This window comes from Amycolatopsis roodepoortensis (genome assembly GCF_024628825.1).
GTDB lineage: Bacteria > Actinomycetota > Actinomycetes > Mycobacteriales > Pseudonocardiaceae > Amycolatopsis > Amycolatopsis roodepoortensis.
Window position 1 is genome coordinate 960,035 of the sequence record NZ_CP102415.1, and the last position, 16,478, is coordinate 976,512.

Annotated in this window: 15 protein-coding genes; 12 read left to right on the forward strand and 3 right to left on the reverse strand. The window is 70.1% G+C overall.

Translation table 11 applies throughout. From position 1 onward, the window contains the following. The first annotated feature begins 17 nt into the window (after positions 1-17). The 3 genes from NQK81_RS04690 (at position 18) to NQK81_RS04700 (ending at position 3,180) form a co-directional block, all read left to right on the forward strand. Complete coding sequence (locus tag NQK81_RS04690) at positions 18-1,121, forward strand: zinc-binding dehydrogenase (protein WP_257487187.1); 1,104 nt, start codon at positions 18-20, stop codon at positions 1,119-1,121. 182 nt (positions 1,122-1,303) lie between these two features. After that, entirely contained in the window at positions 1,304-2,260 is a 957-nt protein-coding gene (locus NQK81_RS04695) for an aldo/keto reductase (RefSeq protein WP_257487188.1), read from the forward strand. Further along, positions 2,257-3,180, forward strand: coding sequence for an alpha/beta hydrolase (locus tag NQK81_RS04700; RefSeq protein WP_257487189.1), 924 nt, complete (start codon positions 2,257-2,259; stop codon positions 3,178-3,180). The genes NQK81_RS04695 and NQK81_RS04700 overlap by 4 nt, the downstream gene beginning before the upstream one ends. Here NQK81_RS04700 and NQK81_RS04705 read toward each other — a convergent pair. Further along, a complete protein-coding gene (locus NQK81_RS04705) occupies positions 3,164-4,609 on the reverse strand; it encodes a GMC family oxidoreductase (RefSeq protein WP_257487190.1) in 1,446 nt (481 codons plus the stop codon). The genes NQK81_RS04700 and NQK81_RS04705 overlap by 17 nt on opposite strands. A 138-nt stretch (positions 4,610-4,747) precedes the next feature. Here NQK81_RS04705 and NQK81_RS04710 point away from each other — a divergent pair, with 138 nt between their 5' ends. After that, the gene (locus NQK81_RS04710) at positions 4,748-6,181 is read left to right on the forward strand and encodes an aldehyde dehydrogenase family protein (RefSeq protein WP_257487191.1); all 1,434 of its coding nucleotides are present in this window, start codon (positions 4,748-4,750) and stop codon (positions 6,179-6,181) included. Further along, positions 6,178-6,849, forward strand: coding sequence for a GntR family transcriptional regulator (locus tag NQK81_RS04715; protein ID WP_126732276.1), 672 nt, complete (start codon positions 6,178-6,180; stop codon positions 6,847-6,849). Before NQK81_RS04710 ends, NQK81_RS04715 begins: the two co-directional genes overlap by 4 nt. A gap of 164 nt (positions 6,850-7,013) precedes the next feature. On the opposite strand, the gene NQK81_RS04720 is transcribed toward NQK81_RS04715, so the two are convergent. Further along, positions 7,014-7,907, reverse strand: coding sequence for a helix-turn-helix domain-containing protein (locus NQK81_RS04720; RefSeq protein ID WP_257487192.1), 894 nt, complete (start codon positions 7,905-7,907; stop codon positions 7,014-7,016). A gap of 132 nt (positions 7,908-8,039) precedes the next feature. On the opposite strand from NQK81_RS04720, the gene NQK81_RS04725 reads away from it, so the two are divergent. Both NQK81_RS04725 and NQK81_RS04730 read left to right on the forward strand, forming a co-directional pair. Further along, positions 8,040-9,425 carry an alpha/beta fold hydrolase gene (locus NQK81_RS04725; RefSeq protein WP_257487193.1) on the forward strand — a complete coding sequence of 462 codons (1,386 nt, stop codon included), beginning with the start codon at positions 8,040-8,042 and terminating at the stop codon, positions 9,423-9,425. 62 nt (positions 9,426-9,487) lie between these two features. Next, positions 9,488-10,366 (forward strand): DUF2268 domain-containing putative Zn-dependent protease, encoded by an 879-nt coding sequence (locus NQK81_RS04730; RefSeq protein WP_257487194.1) that lies wholly within the window; start codon positions 9,488-9,490, stop codon positions 10,364-10,366. On the opposite strand, the gene NQK81_RS04735 is transcribed toward NQK81_RS04730, so the two are convergent. After that, a complete protein-coding gene (locus NQK81_RS04735; protein ID WP_257487195.1) occupies positions 10,363-11,973 on the reverse strand; it encodes a choice-of-anchor A family protein in 1,611 nt (536 codons plus the stop codon). The genes NQK81_RS04730 and NQK81_RS04735 overlap by 4 nt on opposite strands. A gap of 220 nt (positions 11,974-12,193) precedes the next feature. Here NQK81_RS04735 and NQK81_RS04740 point away from each other — a divergent pair, with 220 nt between their 5' ends. The 5 genes from NQK81_RS04740 to NQK81_RS04760 all read left to right on the forward strand — a co-directional run bounded on the left by NQK81_RS04740 (position 12,194) and on the right by NQK81_RS04760 (position 16,408). After that, on the forward strand, positions 12,194-13,294 hold the full coding sequence (locus NQK81_RS04740; protein ID WP_257487196.1) for a sensor histidine kinase: 1,101 nt from the start codon (positions 12,194-12,196) through the stop codon (positions 13,292-13,294). Further along, the gene (locus NQK81_RS04745) at positions 13,291-14,361 is read left to right on the forward strand and encodes a histidine kinase (RefSeq protein ID WP_257487197.1); all 1,071 of its coding nucleotides are present in this window, start codon (positions 13,291-13,293) and stop codon (positions 14,359-14,361) included. The genes NQK81_RS04740 and NQK81_RS04745 overlap by 4 nt, the downstream gene beginning before the upstream one ends. Then, positions 14,340-14,996 (forward strand): response regulator transcription factor, encoded by a 657-nt coding sequence (locus NQK81_RS04750; protein WP_126732207.1) that lies wholly within the window; start codon positions 14,340-14,342, stop codon positions 14,994-14,996. The genes NQK81_RS04745 and NQK81_RS04750 overlap by 22 nt, the downstream gene beginning before the upstream one ends. Before the next feature lie 100 nt (positions 14,997-15,096). Beyond that, complete coding sequence (locus NQK81_RS04755) at positions 15,097-15,642, forward strand: hypothetical protein (RefSeq protein ID WP_257487198.1); 546 nt, start codon at positions 15,097-15,099, stop codon at positions 15,640-15,642. Between the two features lie 142 nt (positions 15,643-15,784). Then, positions 15,785-16,408, forward strand: coding sequence for a hypothetical protein (locus NQK81_RS04760; protein ID WP_257487199.1), 624 nt, complete (start codon positions 15,785-15,787; stop codon positions 16,406-16,408). Positions 16,409-16,478: the final 70 nt, after the last annotated feature.

Here is a 16,478-nt window from a genome sequence, read left to right on the forward strand (position 1 = left end):
GACTGTAGACTAAAAAGATGGTCAACAGAACCGAAGCGGCGGTGCTCACCGAACACGGCTCCGCGCTCACTTTGCGGGAACTTCCGCTGCCCGAGGAGCCGGAACCGGGCGCCGCGCTGGTCCGGATCACCTGCACCACCCTGTGCGGCACCGACGTGCACCTCTGGTCCGGCCAGATGACCTTCCCCGGCATGCTCCCGATGGTGCTGGGCCACGAAATGGTCGGCGAGGTGGTGGCCGCCGGTCCGGGCACCACCGACACGCTCGGCCGCGAGATCGCCGAGGGCGACCGCATCGGCTGGTCCGAGTCGACCTGCGGAAAGTGTTACGGCTGCACGATCCTGCGCGAGCCGGTCGCCTGCGAGAAGCGTGGATACGGCTTCCTTCAGCGTTCCGACGTCTTCCCGTACGCCACCGGCGGCCTCGTGCGGTACTGCTACGTGACTCCTGGCGCGGCGAAGCTGCTCCTGCCCGACGACGTCAAGGACACTTGGGCGTCCATGTCGGGCTGTGCGGGCAAAACCGTGCTGCGAGCCGTCTCGCGCTCGGGCGGGATCCGTCCCGGTGCGACCGTCGTGATCCAGGGCGCGGGCGCGCTGGGCGTGTTCGCCACCGCGGTCGCGCGGATCTCCGGCGCGGGTGACGTGATCACCATCGGCGGACCGGCCGACCGGCTGAAGACAGCCGAGCGTTTCGGGGCCACGGCGACGATCCCGGTCGACGGCACCGTCGAAGACCGCGTCGAGCGGGTCAAGGAACTCACCGGCGGCCGGGGCGCCGACCACGTCTTCGACTTCGCCGGCGGGCCGACCATCGGCGAGGAGGCCGTCGCCTTCGCCGCCCAGCGCGGGACGATCGCGATCGTCGGGTCCACCGGTCCCGCGCCTTCCCCCTTGGCACTGGGCACCGTGATGGGCAAGGAACTCACGGTCGTCGGATCCCTCAACGGCGACATCGCCGACTACCACCGCTCGGTGGACTTCTTCCGCACGTTCGCCGACCGGCTGCCGTGGGACGAACTCTTCAGCCCGCCCGTCGGTCTTTCCCGAGCTTCGCGGAGCGTCGAGTCGATGTCCCGGCTCGGCGAACTCAAAGCCGTCATCGATCCCCGTCTGCCGTGATATCCGCCGGTGAACCCGCGACCGCGATCGACGTCGGCAGGACGCCTGGTGGTCGAACGCGTACCTTGGCCGAACGGGGCGCCCTGCCACCGCGATAGCGGGGCCTTCGGCCGGGGCGGGTTCACGCGTACGCCGGTTTCCCGAACACACCCCAGCTCCGTCACTCAGCCCTAGGAGAATCCATGACCATCCCCCAGCGCCGGATCGGCCGCGACGGCCCGCTCACCGGCGTGCTCTCGCTCGGCTCCTGGCACACCTACGACCGGATGGACTTCCGCGAGGCGGTCGACCTCGTCCGCACGGCGGTCGATTCCGGTATCACGCTCTTCGACGTCGGCGTCTACGGTTTCCCCGGCGCCGCACCGGTCTTCACCGACGTGTTGTTCTCCGCGATGGTCCGCGCGGCCGGGCTGCGCAGGGACGACTACCTGTTCTCGGCCAAGCTCTGGCTGGAGGGGTATCCGGAGCACGGTCTCCGCGGCCAGCTGGACAACGCGCTCTTCCGCGCGGGCGTCGACCACGCCGACCTGGTGGTGCTGGGCGATCTCCGGAACGACGACACCGATCTGCACCGGCTGGTGCTCGATCTGAACGAACTCCGCGAAGCCGGGCTCATCCGGCAGTGGGGCGTCAACAACTGGTCCGCGACCACGATCCGGGCACTGCACGATTTCGCCGCCGCCGAGAACGTGCCCGGGCCCGCGATCGCGCAACTCAAATACAGCGTCGCGCGACGGTCCATTCCGGACGGTGAACCCTTCGGTAAGGTCTTCGGCGAGCTCGGGGTGACGCTCCAGTCGTCGGACATCTTCGAAGGCGGGATCCTGCTGGGCAAGAACAGCGGCGCGCGCCAGGTCGGCCGCGACCCCGGCGACATCCGCGAACGCATCGCCGCCTCCGCGCCGGAACTGGCCAAGATCGCGGCCGGGCTGGACGCGACACCGGCGCAGCTGTGTCTCGCCTTCACCCTCACCCACCCGGCCAACACGACCACTCTCTTCGGCGCGACGAGCACCCGGCAGCTCAAGGACAATCTGGGCGCCGTCGACCTCGTCGAGCGCGTGGGCGCGGAACAGCTCCGCGAGCTCGTCGAGCCGTACTGGGCCGACCGGGGCGTCGTCGACCCGGAGGGACCGTGACGGCCTTCGATCCCGAACTCGCCGAAGCACTGGCCGGGCTGCCTTCCGGGCCGCCGCTGGACGCCGGATCGCTGGCGGAGATCCGGCGGGCGCTGGCCGACGGGAACCTGAGTTGTGCCGAGGCGATCGGCGACCGGGATCTCGTCTGGGAAGATCACGAAGTCCCTGGCACCGAGGTGGTCGTCACGGTCGTCAAGCCGAGGGACGCCGAGGACGCACCGGGGTTCTACAACATCCACGGCGGCGGGATGGTGCTGGACGACCGGTTCGCCGACCTGCCCAGAATGGTCACCCTCGTCGAGGAGTTCGGCTTCGTCGCGGTGACGGTGGACTATCGGCTCGCCCCCGAACATCCGCATCCGGCGCCGATCGAAGACTGCTACGCGGGCTTGACCTGGATGGTCGAGCACGCGAGCGAACTCGGCTTCGACCCTGGCCGGTTGATCGTGGGCGGCGGCAGCGCGGGAGGCGGGCTCAGCGCGGGGATCGCCTTGCTGGCCAGGGATCGCGGCGGACCGGCGCTGGCCGGTCAGCTCCTGCTGTGCCCGATGATCGACAGCCGCAACGACTCCGCGTCCACAGTGGAATTCGCCGAGCGCGGGGTATGGGGCCGGGCCGCCAACGAATTCGGCTGGCGTTCCCTCCTGAACGGACAGACCTCGCCGTACGCCGTTCCGGCGACCGCGACCGATCTCGCCGGACTCCCGCCCGCCTTCATCGAGGTCGGCGCGGCCGAGATCTTCCGCGACGAGGACGTCGAGTACGCGCGGCGGCTCTGGCAGGCCGGCGTGCCCACGGAACTGCACGTCTGGGCGGGCGCGTACCACGGTTTCGACCGGATCGCCCCGGACAGCGAGGTGACCCGGGCCGCGCTCGCCGCCCGCGCCTCCTGGCTGCGCCGCATCATCGGCCGAGCATGAACCGGGCGGCCTGCTCGCCGACCAGCACCGCCGGCGCGTTGGTGTTGCCCGTGGTCACCCGCGGCAGCACCGACGCGTCGGCGATCCGGAGCCCGCTGATCCCGTGCACGGCGAGTTCCGGATCGACCACGGAGTCGGCGTCCGTGCCCATCCGGCAGGTCCCGACCTGGTGGTGGTAGGTGATCGCGGTCCGCCGGACGTACTCGCGGACGTCGGCGTCCGGCCCCGGATACAGCTCACGGGCACCCCAGTCGCCGGCCAGCGCCGGCGCGCGGCCGATCTCCCGGCACTGCTCCACCGACGCGACCAGGCTCTCGAAATCGGCCGGATCCTCCAGCGCGGCGAGGTCGATCAGCGGTTCGTCGAGCGGGCTCGGCCCCGAAAGCCGGAGGCTGCCCCGGCTGCGCGGCGTGACCATGCCCGCCATGAGCGAGAACCCGGTCTCCGGACCGGTCATCCACGACTCGTACATCGGCACGCTGAAGTGGATCGGCTGGGTGTCGGGCACCGCCAGGCCGGGGCGGCTGCGCCAGAACAGATGGGTCTGCGTGACCGAGCGGCCGGGCGCGGGCGGATCGACCTGGCGGCGATCGGTCGCGAAGATGACCGGCGACAGCAGATGGTCGTGCAGGTTCTTCCCGACGCCCGGCAGTTCCGCGACGACGTCGATGCCGTGCACTTCCAGCTCGTCGACCGGGCCGACCCCGCTGCGCAGCAGGATCGCCGGGGAAGCCAGCGCGCCGGCGGCGAGCACGACTTCGTCGGCGAAGACCTTGCGCAGTTCGCCGTCGATCTCGGCCAGCACGCCGGTCACCTTGTCGCCCTCGAAGAGCAACCGGTGGACCAGCGCTCCCGTGTGGACGGTCATCCGTTCGGCCACGGGCTGCCCGTAGGCGAGCCAGGTGTTGAGGCGTTTGCCGTCGCGTGTGGTGACGCGCTGCACCGACACACCGTCGAGCTCGCCGCCGTTGTAGTCCGGATTGAACGGCAGGCCGATCTGCCCAGCGGCGTCCACAATGGACTGTTGGATCGGGTGCAGCGGCTCGTTCGGCACGACGTCGAGCAGATCCTTTTCGATCCGTTCGTAGATCGGGCGCACGTCGTCCCACCGCCAGCCGGGCAGGTCCCAGCCGTCGTAGTCGGCAGGCGCGCCGCGCACCCAGATCATCGCGTTGAGGGAATGCGACCCGCCGAGGACCTTGCCGCGCGGCAGGTGAAGCCGCCGGTTCGCCGCGTGCGGCTGCGGCACGGTGTAGTAGTCCCAGTCCTCCGGGCCGTGCCACAGCTCCCCGGCCCGCGAAGGGTCGTGAATGACCGGATTGGTGTCCGGCCCGCCCGCTTCGAGCAGCGTGACCCACGCCCCGGAATCGGCCAGTCTCCTGGCGACCACCGAACCGGCCGAACCCGCTCCCACCACGATGACGTCCATGTCCCCCACCCTCGCAAGGCGCGGCGGCGTCCGGCGGATTCGGTTCGCTGGCCGACAATCGGCGTGCCCTGGCGGGCAAGACCGGGGACCTCGTGGCGCCTGATACTCGATCACACACCGGTCGAGGAGGAGCTAGCCATGGCCACACGCCTGTTCATCGACGGACAGTGGACCGCCGCGGGAGGCGGGGCATTGCCGACGTACGATCCGGCCACCGGCCAGGTGATCGAGGAGGTCGGCACCGCGTCGGCCGCCGACGTCGACGCCGCCGTCGGTGCCGCGCGGAAGGCGCTGAACGACCCCGCCTGGGCGGGGCTGCTGCCGGTCCAGCGGGCCGCGCTGCTGTTCAAGCTGGCGTCGCTGGTCGACGAGCGTCACGAGGAACTGGCCGCGCTGGAGACACGTGACCAGGGCCAGCCGATCGGCATCTCGCGCCAGGTCAGCGTCACCGGCGCGGCCGAGCACCTCCGGTACTTCGCGGGCTGGGTGACCAAGATCCAGGGCACCACCAACCCGGTGTCCTTCCCGGACACGCTGCACTACACCCGCCGCGAGCCGGTCGGGGTGAACGCGCTGATCACGCCGTGGAACTTCCCGCTGATGATCCTGGTGTGGAAGCTCGCGCCCGCACTGGCCACCGGCAACACCGTGGTGATCAAGCCCAGCGAGGTGACGCCGCTGACCAGCATCCGCCTGGTGGAGCTGGTGCAGGAGGCCGGGTTCCCGCCGGGCGTGGTCAACCTGGTCACCGGCGACGGCGCCGTGGGCGCGCTCCTGAGCAGGCACGACGACGTCGACCACCTGTCCTACACCGGGTCCACCGCGGTCGGGAAGCTGATCACGGCCGCCAGCGCGGAGTCGAACCTCAAACGCCTCACCCTCGAACTCGGCGGCAAGGCGCCCAGCATCATTTCCGGCGACGCGGACATCGACGCCGCCGTCGCGGGGAACCTCGCGGGCGCCACTCTGAACAGCGGGCAGGTCTGTGCCGCGTACACCCGGTTCTTCGTGGACCGCAAGCGTGAACAGGAGTTCGTCGCGAAACTGGCCGCCGGGCTCGAAGGCCTCAAGCTCGGGCCGGGGCTGGACGAATCCACCCAGCTCGGCCCCCTCGTGTCCGCGAAGCACCGCGAGCACGTGGACTTCCTCGTCTCGACAGGCAACGAGCAGGGCGCGGAACTGGTCACCGGCGGCAAGCCCGTCGATCGCGAGGGCTATTTCTACTCCCCGACCCTGTTCGCCGGTGTCGCCGACGACATGACGATCATGCGCGAGGAGATCTTCGGCCCGGTCCTCGCCGTCACCGCCTACGACGACCCGGACGAACTGCTCGCCCGCGCGAACGACACCGAATACGGGCTCGCGGCCACCGTGTGGACGCGCGATCTGGGTGTGGCGCAACGGTTCGCCAACGGCATCCGGGCGGGCGCGGTGTTCGTCAACATGCCGCCGATCCCCGACATGGCCGCGCCTTGGGGCGGCTACAAGGCTTCCGGCTGGGGCCGGGAGATGGGGCCGTGGGCGATCGACGCCTACACCGAGATCAAATCCGTTTGGCTGCACTACTCGTGACCGCGGGCGACGCGGTGAACGGGACCGCGAAGAGCAAGTCGCAGATCGCCTACCACTGGATCAAGGCGCGCATCGACGACGGCACCTTCTCCCCCGGCTACCGCCTCGTGTTCGGGCAGATCGCCCAGGAACTCGGCGTCAGCACCGTACCCGTGCGCGAGGCGGTCCGGCGGCTGGAGGCCGAGGGCCTGGTGACCTACGAGCACAACATCGGCGCGCAGGTCGCGATGGCGGACGAGAGCGATTACCAGCACACCATGCAGACGCTCGCGCTGGTCGAGGGCTACGCCGCCGCGCTGGCGGCGCCGTCCTTGCCCGGCGAGGCGCTCGACGAGGCCAAGGGGCTCAACGCGGAACTGACGGCGTGTCTCGACAACTTCGAGCCGTCGCGGTTCACCGCGCTGAACCGCGACTTCCACCGCGTCCTGTTCGGCACGTGCCCCAATCCGCAGGTGCTCGATCTGGTCAACCGCGGCTGGAACCGGCTGGCCGGACTGCGCACGTCGACGTTCAGCTTCGTCCCCGGCCGCGCGCACGAATCCGTGCGGGAGCACCAGAAGATCCTCGACCTGTTCGACCGGAACGCGCCCGCCGGGGAGATCGAACTGGCCGTGCGGGAGCATCGGCTGACCACTTTGGAGACGTTCCTGGCCTGGCGGCATCCTTAGACCGCGCCCGGGGCCCTGGCGACCGTGTCGCGAAAGCCACTTTCGCGACGTCTGATGTCCCGAAAGTGGCTTTCGCGACACCGCCGCCCGAACCCAGACCGGGCCGGGCCGAGGAGCTAGGGCACCCTCGACTTGATCCGCAACGCCACTCAGGACCACAAGCCTCAGGCCAGGACGGTCTCCGGCGGCGGAAAAGCGTAGAAGCGCACGGAAAGCTCCTTCTCGCCCGCCACCGGACGACGACGGCGCCGGCAGTACCGCGCGATCAGCTCGCGGTACTCCGCGTCCAGCTCACGGAACTCGGTCTCGGTCAGACGTGTCGAGGTGCGCTGGGCCGTCGCCCACGGGCCGAAGTCGTCACGGTGCGTCGCGGCCCAGGACAGCAGGGCGACCTCGTTCGCGTACTTCTCGTCGAGGAACGCCACGACCCGCTCCCGCTCCGCGCCGTCGTAGTCCTCCGGCCGCGGCTCCCGCAGGTCTTGCGGGATCGCGATCCAGTTCCCCTTCCGATCGCGCCGGACGAAACCGTTGTCGCGCAAAGTGTTCAGGCATTCGGTGACTTCGGTGCGCGCCAGGCCCGTCCGGCGCGCGACCGTCTCCGTGTCGCCGGGTAGCTCACGCGTCATCCACTGGTATCGCGGATCGTCTCGCAGCTCGATGTCCCGCAAGGTGACCGATCGCCGCGGCAGCGCGTCGCTCAACAGCCGCCGTGCGGCGAAGGCCAGCACCACGGCGACCGGGATCTCGACGAAGACGGCGAGCGCGACACTGGTCCGCCGTTCGGCCGACGTCCAGCCGAGCACGACGTCGAACCACGCGTCACAGCACAGCATCGCGGAAGTCGCCGACAGGAGCGGCACGGCCGTCCGGCGGCGGCGCATCCCCAGCCACGCTCCGACCGCGAAACAGAGCAGAAGTGCGACGTCGAATCCGACCCAGGCCGCGCGCCACTGGCCGGTGTCGTACCGGTCGGGCAGGGTGTGCGCGAGGTAGACGGTCCAGGGCACGAGCAGGACCGCCGCGCCGGCGAGCACCGTCAGGAGTAGCCGTCGGATCATGATCACGACGCTAGAAGCGGGCGGACGCCGGGGCATCCGGGATTCTCCCTGGTCCGGGCTCAGGGTCCGCCGACCGGACCAACTTCGGCGAAACCCCGCGCGGCGCCGGATCCGCCTGACCAGAATCGGTCCATGCGATCGAAGACGCTCGCTCTCGCCGCGATCCTCGCCTGCACGGCCGGGCTCACCGGTCCGGCCTCGGCTTCGACCGCGGGACCACGGCTGGAAAACGCGCGCCCCTGCGCGCACGACGCGCGGTTCACCTGTTCGACGTTGACCGTGCCGCTCGACCATCGCGGCCGGACACCGGGCACGCTCGACCTCCAGGTCGCCACCGCGAACAACGCGAACGCGGCCAAGGGAGTGCTGCTGTTCCTCACGGGCGGCCCGGGGCAGCCCGGGGTCCCGTTCGGCACCAAGCTCCTCGACCGGATGCCGGCGGTGTTCGCCGACCACCGGCTGGTGATGATCGACCAGCGGGGCACCGGCGCGAACGCCCTCGACTGCCCGGATCTGCAGGCCCAGGTGGGCAGTTCCGACATCGAGCCGCCCACCCGCGAAGCGGTCACGCGCTGTGCCGCGATCCTCGGCGGCGAGGCCGGGTTCTACGGCACCGACGCGACGGTCGCCGACCTCGATCTGCTCCGCCGGGCGCTGGGCGCGCGGAAGATGGTGGTGGACGGGGTTTCCTACGGTTCGTTCACCGCGGCGCGGTACGCCATCGCGCATCCCGGCAACGTCTCGAAACTGATCCTCGACTCGGTGCTCCCCCACCACGCGACGGCCGAACAGTCGTTGTACCTCCAAGCGCTGAAGGCGACCGCGCGCGTCCTGCGTGACGCCTGCGCCAAGCCACCGGCCTGTGCTTCCGATCCGGCGGAGGACCTCGCGTGGCTGGTCCGGAACCGGGACGCCGCGGCCGGTGTCGCGCTGTTCGACATGATCGTCACCTACGAATTCGCCGACCCGAGCTATCGGGACCCGTCGGCGCTCGGCACGGATCTGATCACCGCGCTGCGGACCGCGCGCGGCGGGAACACCGCGAAACTCGACTCGCTGCTGCGGGATCTGGCGTCCGGCGGCGACCCGCTCACGTCGTTCAGTTCGGGCCTGCACGCGGCGACACTGTGCGCGGACATGCGTTTCCCTTGGGGTGACGCCGGAACGCCGGATTTCGCCCGCGAACCGCTGCTGAACCTGACCGAGAAGCGACTGACCGGCCGGGACACGTGGCCGTTCAGCCCGGCCGTCGCGACCGGGGTCGGGTTCGTCCGGACCTGCCTCCCGTGGCCGGTCGTCCCGCCGAACTCGAATCCCGGCGGGCGGCTTCCGGACGTCCCGGTGTTGCTGCTCAACGGCGACCACGACCTGTCGACACCGATGGAGTGGGCATACGAGGAGGCGAAGGCGGCGCCGCGGGGCGAAGTCGTGATCGTCGAAGGCGCGGCGCATTCCATCCAGAACCGGGAACCGGGCGAGGCCGGGCGGAAAGCGGTGGCGGAGTTCCTCGCCAGGTGAGCGGACCGCCCCGCCGACGCGGACTTGAGTCTCCACCCACTGGAGCCTTTACCGTCCCTTCCATGACGATCACCGTTCTCGACACCTACCCCGCTATGCGAGCCATCCTGCGCGCGCCGCGGGCGGACCGCGCCGCGATGCTCAAGGCGATGGCCGGACCCGCCGCCGGGATGTACCGCTACTTCCCCGGCGAGGTGGACCTGGTCGCGATGCACGCGATGAGTTCCGGGTTCCCGCTCGACCGCGACGAGGAGCGCTGCCTGGAGGCACTCGAAGCCCTCCACGAAGCGGACGCCTGGAACCGGATCCAGCGGGCGCTCGACGACGCCCTCACTGCCCAGCTCGCCGCGACGCCCGGGCTGACGGTCCCGGACATCACCGTCCTCACCGTGCTGGGTGACCCCGGTGACGAGCACTTCATGGGGCCGAATCTGGGGATGACGGCGAACGGCAGCGTGTCCGGCTACATCCACCTCAACTTCTGGCCGTATCCGGAGAACCTGGCGCGGCTGGAGGCCACGGCGGTCCACGAGCTGAACCACAACCTGCGCTACAGCCCCGGCGGGGTGATCTGGGATCCGGCGACGGTCACCGTCGGCGAGCAGATCGTGTCCGAGGGTCTGGCCGACGCGTTCGCCCGCCAGTTGTACGGCGACGAACTCGGTTACGCCCGCATCGGGGTGCCTCATCTGCACGACGACGCCGTGTTCGCGAAGGTCGTCTCCGGGCTGGAGATCACCGGCATGCACAACTTCACGGCGTGGGTGCACGGTGACGAGACCGCCGCCCGCTACGGCGGCACACCCGTCGGCCTGCCGGCCGGCGCCGGATACGCGGCGGGCAACCGGCTCGTCGACGCCTATCTGGCCGCGACGGGCCGGACGGCCGCGGAGGCCCTGCTGGTGGACCGCCGCGACGTCATCGACACCGCCCTCGGCTAGGACTCGCGGCGCCTCGACCGGATCGTGAGCGCCACCAGCGCACCCCCGGCGAGGAGCAGGAACAGACCGGAGACCAGCAGGCCCCGGACCTCGCTGCCGGTCGAGGCCAGCGGACCGCTGTCGGACGGCCCGCCGCCCGGCGCGGGAGCGCCCGGCTGTCCGGTCGTGGTGGTCACCGTGACCCCAGCCCCCGGGGTCGTGGTCGACGTACTGCTGGTCGTGGTCGGCGCGGTGCTGCTCGAACTCGACGACGAGGTGGAGCTGCTGCTCGTCGGGCTCGAAGACGTCGCGCTGCTGGACGAACTGGACGACGCCGAGCTGGTGCTCGTCTGGCTCGACGACGTGGCCGAGGTGGGCGCCGTCGACGTCGAAGTGACCGACGTGGAAGTGGCCGAAGTCGGGCTGGTCGACGTGGCGCTGGTCGTGGTCGAGCTGCTGCTGGTCGTGGTGCTGCTGCTCGTGGTGGTCGAACTGCTACTCGTCGGCGAACTGCTCGTCGTGGCCGAGCTCGACGAAGACGAAGACGACGTGGAGCTGCTCGGCGTGGTGGTCGGTGTGCTGCCGCATTCGGGCAGGTCGCCGTTGAACGGGTAGGCGTGGAACTCCTGCCCGCCACCGCCGGTCGCCTCGGAGGTGTGCACCAGTGAGCCCGTGGTGAAGAAGCGGCCGTTCATCCCGGAGGCGGTCACGGTCGCGGTGCTTCCCGGCTCGCCGATCAGCACACTCCCCTGGAACTGGGCGCCACCGGCGATCTTCACGCTGGTGGCGTCCGGGAAGTTCCACAGCAGCCGCTCGCGCAGCTTGTTCAGCGGATCCTGGTCGTTGAGGTCGCCGGTGTAGGTGTTGATCGTCCGGGCGGCTCCCACCATGTTGACCAGGATCGTCGCCCCGGCCGGGATGCCCTCGAATTCGATCCCCTGCATGCCCCCGGTGGCGCCGGTCAGGTCGAAGTCCACGGTGAACACCTGCAGCGCGGATTTCCCGTCCCCGGTGAACAGGGTGCGATATCCCTGGTTGACCGCCGTACCCGTGGCCGGACGCGGCGTGGTGCCCTCGCGTGCGTAGCACTTGCTGGCCACCCGGAGATCCTCGCGCAGGCCCACATAAGGTTTCGCCGCGTCAGGATCCTTTTCGAGCTTGCCGGTCACCGTCCCGGTGACGGTTCCCGCGTGCCGGACGACGCCGCCGTCCGCGAGCAGACGTTGGTCCGCCGCGACACTGACGTTCCCTCCGGTGGTCAGGAAGTCTGCGCCGTCCGGTGGCGGGACGCGGGATCCGACACCCGCGATGCCGACGTTGTAGACGGAAGACGCGCCCGCTCGTTTCGCCATGTCGAAATCACCGAGGACGACCACCCGTCCTTCGGCTTCCGCCGCGGCTTCCCGTACCTGGAATTCGCCGCCGACATAGACGTTGATGCCGTTGTCCCGGCCCGCGTAATCCTTGTTGTTCACGGGCGGGTATTCGGTCGGACAGGCCGGTCCGACGCAGGGTCCCAGTCCGCCCGGTAAAGGGGCGGCGACCGCGCCGTCGGTGACCACGAGCGCCGCCACGCACACCGCGGCGGCGGCACCGGCGGAAAGAGAGGCGAATCGCCTTGCACGCATGCGGCGATTCTTGTGCCCATCGACCGTGCGAACACAATCGGAATCCGGAATTACCCCCGACCGGGCGAGGCGGGCGACCCACCCCGTTTTCGGAATTCCGGTGTTGCCCGGACAAGTGAATTCCAGGTGGGACCGCGGATCCGATGGGGTGCTGTGACGAATCCCTGACCTGGCGGGTACTGGACCTGCGCACGCTTGAGGCATCTGCTTGACTGCTGTCGTGTCATCCGATCGTGAGACCTCCGTCGAAGCGGAGTTCTCGCGGGTGGTCGGCCGGTTCGCCGGCCCGGCCAGAGGTGCCGGGCTGCTGGTGATCAGCGTTTTCGGGGTGCTCGCCACGCCGTCCGGGGCACTCCCGCTCGCGTTCGGCCTGCTCGCGCTGGCCCTGGTCACCGCCGTGGCCGAGCACCTCGTGGGGAAGACCGGCCGGGGCAGGCCGGTGGCGTTCGCGCTGACGCTGGTCCGCGCGGCGGCGATCTGCGGCACCCAGTTCCTGACCGCGCCCGAACCGGCCGAGCTGAACCAGTGGGCGCTCAACGTCCTCACCATCACCGCGATCACCCTCCAATGGGAATGGCCGCCGAAGATCACCGTGCCCGCCATCGCCTGCCTGCTGGCGATCGAGGTGATCCCCCTCGGTTTCGAGGACGGTTCGTGGGTGGTGGTGCGCGTGCTGATCGAGGCCACCCTCGCGCGGGTCGCCTTCCTCCTGCTGTCGCGGACGACCCGCCGGATCGACGATCTGCGCGAGCGCCAGGCCCGGCTGACCCGCGAGGAATCCCTTGCCGTGCAACGACGGCTGCAGGAACGCGAGTATCTGGCCGTCCTGCACGACACGGCCGCGGCCACGTTTCTCACGGTGGCCCAGCGCGGCGAAACGACCGAGCCGGCCGAGGTCGCCGGATACGCTCGCCGCGATCTCGCGATCCTCACCGGCGAATCCGGTCCCGGCAGCGTGGTCGATCTCGAAACGTCGTTGCGCGGCGTGCTCGCGCAGAGCCCGGTGAAGGTCGAGGCGCGCTGGTCTCCGATCGCGCCGATCCCGGCGTCCGCGGCGCTCGCGATGGTCCGCGCCGTGCGTGAGGCGCTGGTGAACGTCGATCGCCACGCCGGTGTCGGCGAGGCCAGCCTGACGGTGGAAGACGGCGTTCGCGTGACCGTCCGGGACGAAGGCCGCGGTTTCGACCCGGCGAAGACCCCGGCCCAGCGGCGCGGTGTCCGTGGCTCGCTCGTCGAACGCATGGCCGCGGCGGGTGGCAGGGCCGAGGTGACCTCCGCGCCCGGCGCGGGGACCACGGTGGAACTGGTGTGGCCCGCATGAACGAGACCTCGGACCGGGTGCTCGGCGGCTGCCGGATCGCGGTACTGCTCGCGACGGCGGCGATCCAGCTCGGGCTCAGCCTGACCCGGCTGGACGACACCCCCGGCAAGATCGCGTTCGCCGCGCTCGCCGGCGTGCTCGTCGTCGCGGCGTGGTGGGTGCTGCGCTGGAAGCCGGTCCCCTGGCCGGTCGCGCTCGCGGGCTCGATCGTGGTCCTCGCCGCGTCCGCCGTCGCCATCTGGACCCTGCCCCCGGACCGGCTCCTCGGCGACGCGGACTGGGCGTCCGGTCTCGCGGGCTGGCATCTGCTGGTGCTGCTGCTGGACCGTCCCGCGGTCGCGATGGCCGCGCTAGTCCTCCAGATGACGCTCACCTTCGTCCGGCAGTTCGGCGCCGTGCCCACCGATCGCGGCGAGATCGGCAGCGTGGTGATCGCCGGGCTCAGCGTGCTCACCTTCCAGGCCGCGACCTTGGCGCTGATCAGGGTCGTCAACCGGCGGGCGGGCGAAGCCGCCGAGGCCTCGGCCGAACGCGACCGGCAGGCGCACCGCAAAGCGCTCGCCCAGCAGCGGGAGGCCGACCAGCGGAGCCGGTTCGCCGGGCAACTCGGCGCCACCCTGCCGCTGCTGGCCGGACTCGCCGACCGCACCCTGGACCCGCGTGACGACGCCGTCCGGCAGCGTTGCGCGCTCGCCGCCACCCAGCTACGACGGCTGTTCGCGGAGAACGACGACGTCCCCGACCCGCTGCTGCACGAGGTCTCGGCCTGCGTCGATCTCGCCGAGCGGCGGGGTTTGACGGTGACGCTCGCGGTCAGCGGCGAGGCGGCGCCCGTCCCCACCTCCGTCCGCCGCGAACTGACCGGTCCGCTGATGACCGCGCTGGCCGCCGCGCGGACTCAGGCCAGGGTCAGCGTCCTGCGCGCGGACGACGAGATCCGCGTCGCGGCGATCACGGACGGTGAACCCGGGCGGACGGCGAACGGATCGGGCGCCGTCGACGTCGAATGGCACGCACTGGGAGAACGATCGTGGATGGAGGCGAAATGGCGTTCGCGACCGAATTGACCGCGGTGGTCGTCGACGACCATCCGGCCGTACGGGCCGGGGTCGTGCACTGGCTGTCGTCGGGCACACCGCCGGTGACCGTCGTGGCCGAGGGCGAGGACGTGCGGGCCGCGTGGATCGGTGAGGGCGCCGGGGCCGACGTCGTCATCCTCGACCTGCACCTGAACAGCACGACCCCGGCGATGGGCGATCTGCGACGGCTCACCGAGGCAGGCCGCCGCGTCGTCGTCTACTCGATGCGGGCCGACGACGAGACGGTCCTGCAGTGTCTCGAACTGGGCGCGCTCAGCTTCATCACCAAATCCGAAGGCGCGGAGCACATCCTCGAAGCCGTCCGCGCGGCGGCGGCCGACCGGTCGTACACGCCGCCGTCGCTGGCGGGCGCGATGGCCGGGGACCGCTCCGAGCGGCGTCCCGCCCTCTCCGCGCGCGAGACCGAGGTGCTCATCGAGTGGTTCCAGTCCGAGTCGAAGGACTTCGTCGCGCACCGGCTGGGGATCTCGCCGAACACGGTCAACTCGCATCTCGAGCGGATCCGGGTCAAGTACGCCCAGATGGGCAGGGACGCGCCGACCAAGGCCGCGCTCGTCGCGCGGGCGATCCAAGACGGGCTGATCGGCGTAAGCGATTTGTGATCGGTCGTGGTGCGAACGGACCACTCGGATCCCCTCCAGTTTCGACTACGTTGCGTGACGAGCACGCCGGAGTTCGTCCGGTGGGAGTCCGAGGAGATCCATGAAGTCCGCCCGTACCGCCCTGATCGCCACCGGCTGCGCCGCCGCGCTGCTGCTCTCCGCCTGTGGCGAGGAAGCGGGCGGGAAGACCGTCCGGGCCGACGGCACCATGGCTCCCGGTAGCGAACTCAAGGTCGGCGAACGCGCCGTCGTCCCGTTCAGCGACGCGGGCAAGTCCGGCACCATCGCGATCACCGTCAAGTCGGTCGAGATCGGTCCCAAGGAGGATCTCGCCGACTTCAAGAACAAGGGTGAGGGAATACTCCCGGTCTACGTCAGGATGGTCGTCGAGAACGTCGGCGGCACGGACCTGGCCGACACTTCGGTGTCGGTGCGCGCCGTGAACCCGGACGGCAAGGGCACCAAGGTACTCATGGCCAACGCCACGTCGGCCTGCAAAGGCGAGGACGCGCCGGAGAGCTTCACTACCGGGGGCGCGACCTACGAGACCTGCAAGACCCAAGGCGTCAAGGACGGCGATGAAGTCGGCGGCGTGACGTTCGGGGACGGCGAATATCAGGACGACCCCATCACCTGGAAGAAGTGAACTCGCACCCATTAGGCCGATAAGCGTAACCGATTCGTGACCTCCCCTGGTGCGAATGGACCACACCGATGTACTCCATCATCAACTACGGTGCGTGGCGAGAACGCCGGAGCAGGATTCGGCGGGGAGTCCGAGGAGATTCATGAAGTTCGACCGCATCGCCCTGTCCGCCACCGGCTGCGCCGCCGTGCTGCTCCTTTCCGCCTGCGGCGGCAAGGAAGAGAGCGGCAGCCCCGCTCCCGCGCCGTCGCCCGCACCGACGTCGGCTCCCGCGTCCTCGCCGGCGACCAGCGGAACCGTCCCGGTCTCGAACGCGGACGCCACCGCGCCCGGCACCGAACTCAAGGTCGGCGAACGCGCCGTCGTCCCGTTCAAGTACGGCAACGACAAGTCCGGCACCATCGCGATCACCGTCAAGGCGATCGAGCTCGGCCCGAAGGAAGACCTCGCCTCCTACGGCGAGAAGGCCAAGGGCATGACTCCGGTGTACATCCGGATGACGGTGGAGAACGTCGGCGGCACGGACCTCACCTACAGCACGGTGCGGATGCGCGCGGTCGGGCCGAACAACAAGAGCACCGGCGTGATCATCACCGGCGAGACCCCGAACTGCCAGTCCGAGTCGGCGAAGAAGGACTTCAAGACCGCCGGCGCGACCTACGAGACCTGTGAGCTGCAGGCCATCAGGGACGGTGGCGAGGTCGGCGGCGCGGAGTTCAACGACGGTGACGGGTACAAGGACGACCCGATCATCTGGAAGAAGTAGCCAGTAGCGCGTGAAGGCCCCCTTCCCTCGGGACGGGGGCCTTCACGCGCTTAAAGCGGCAGCACAGCTA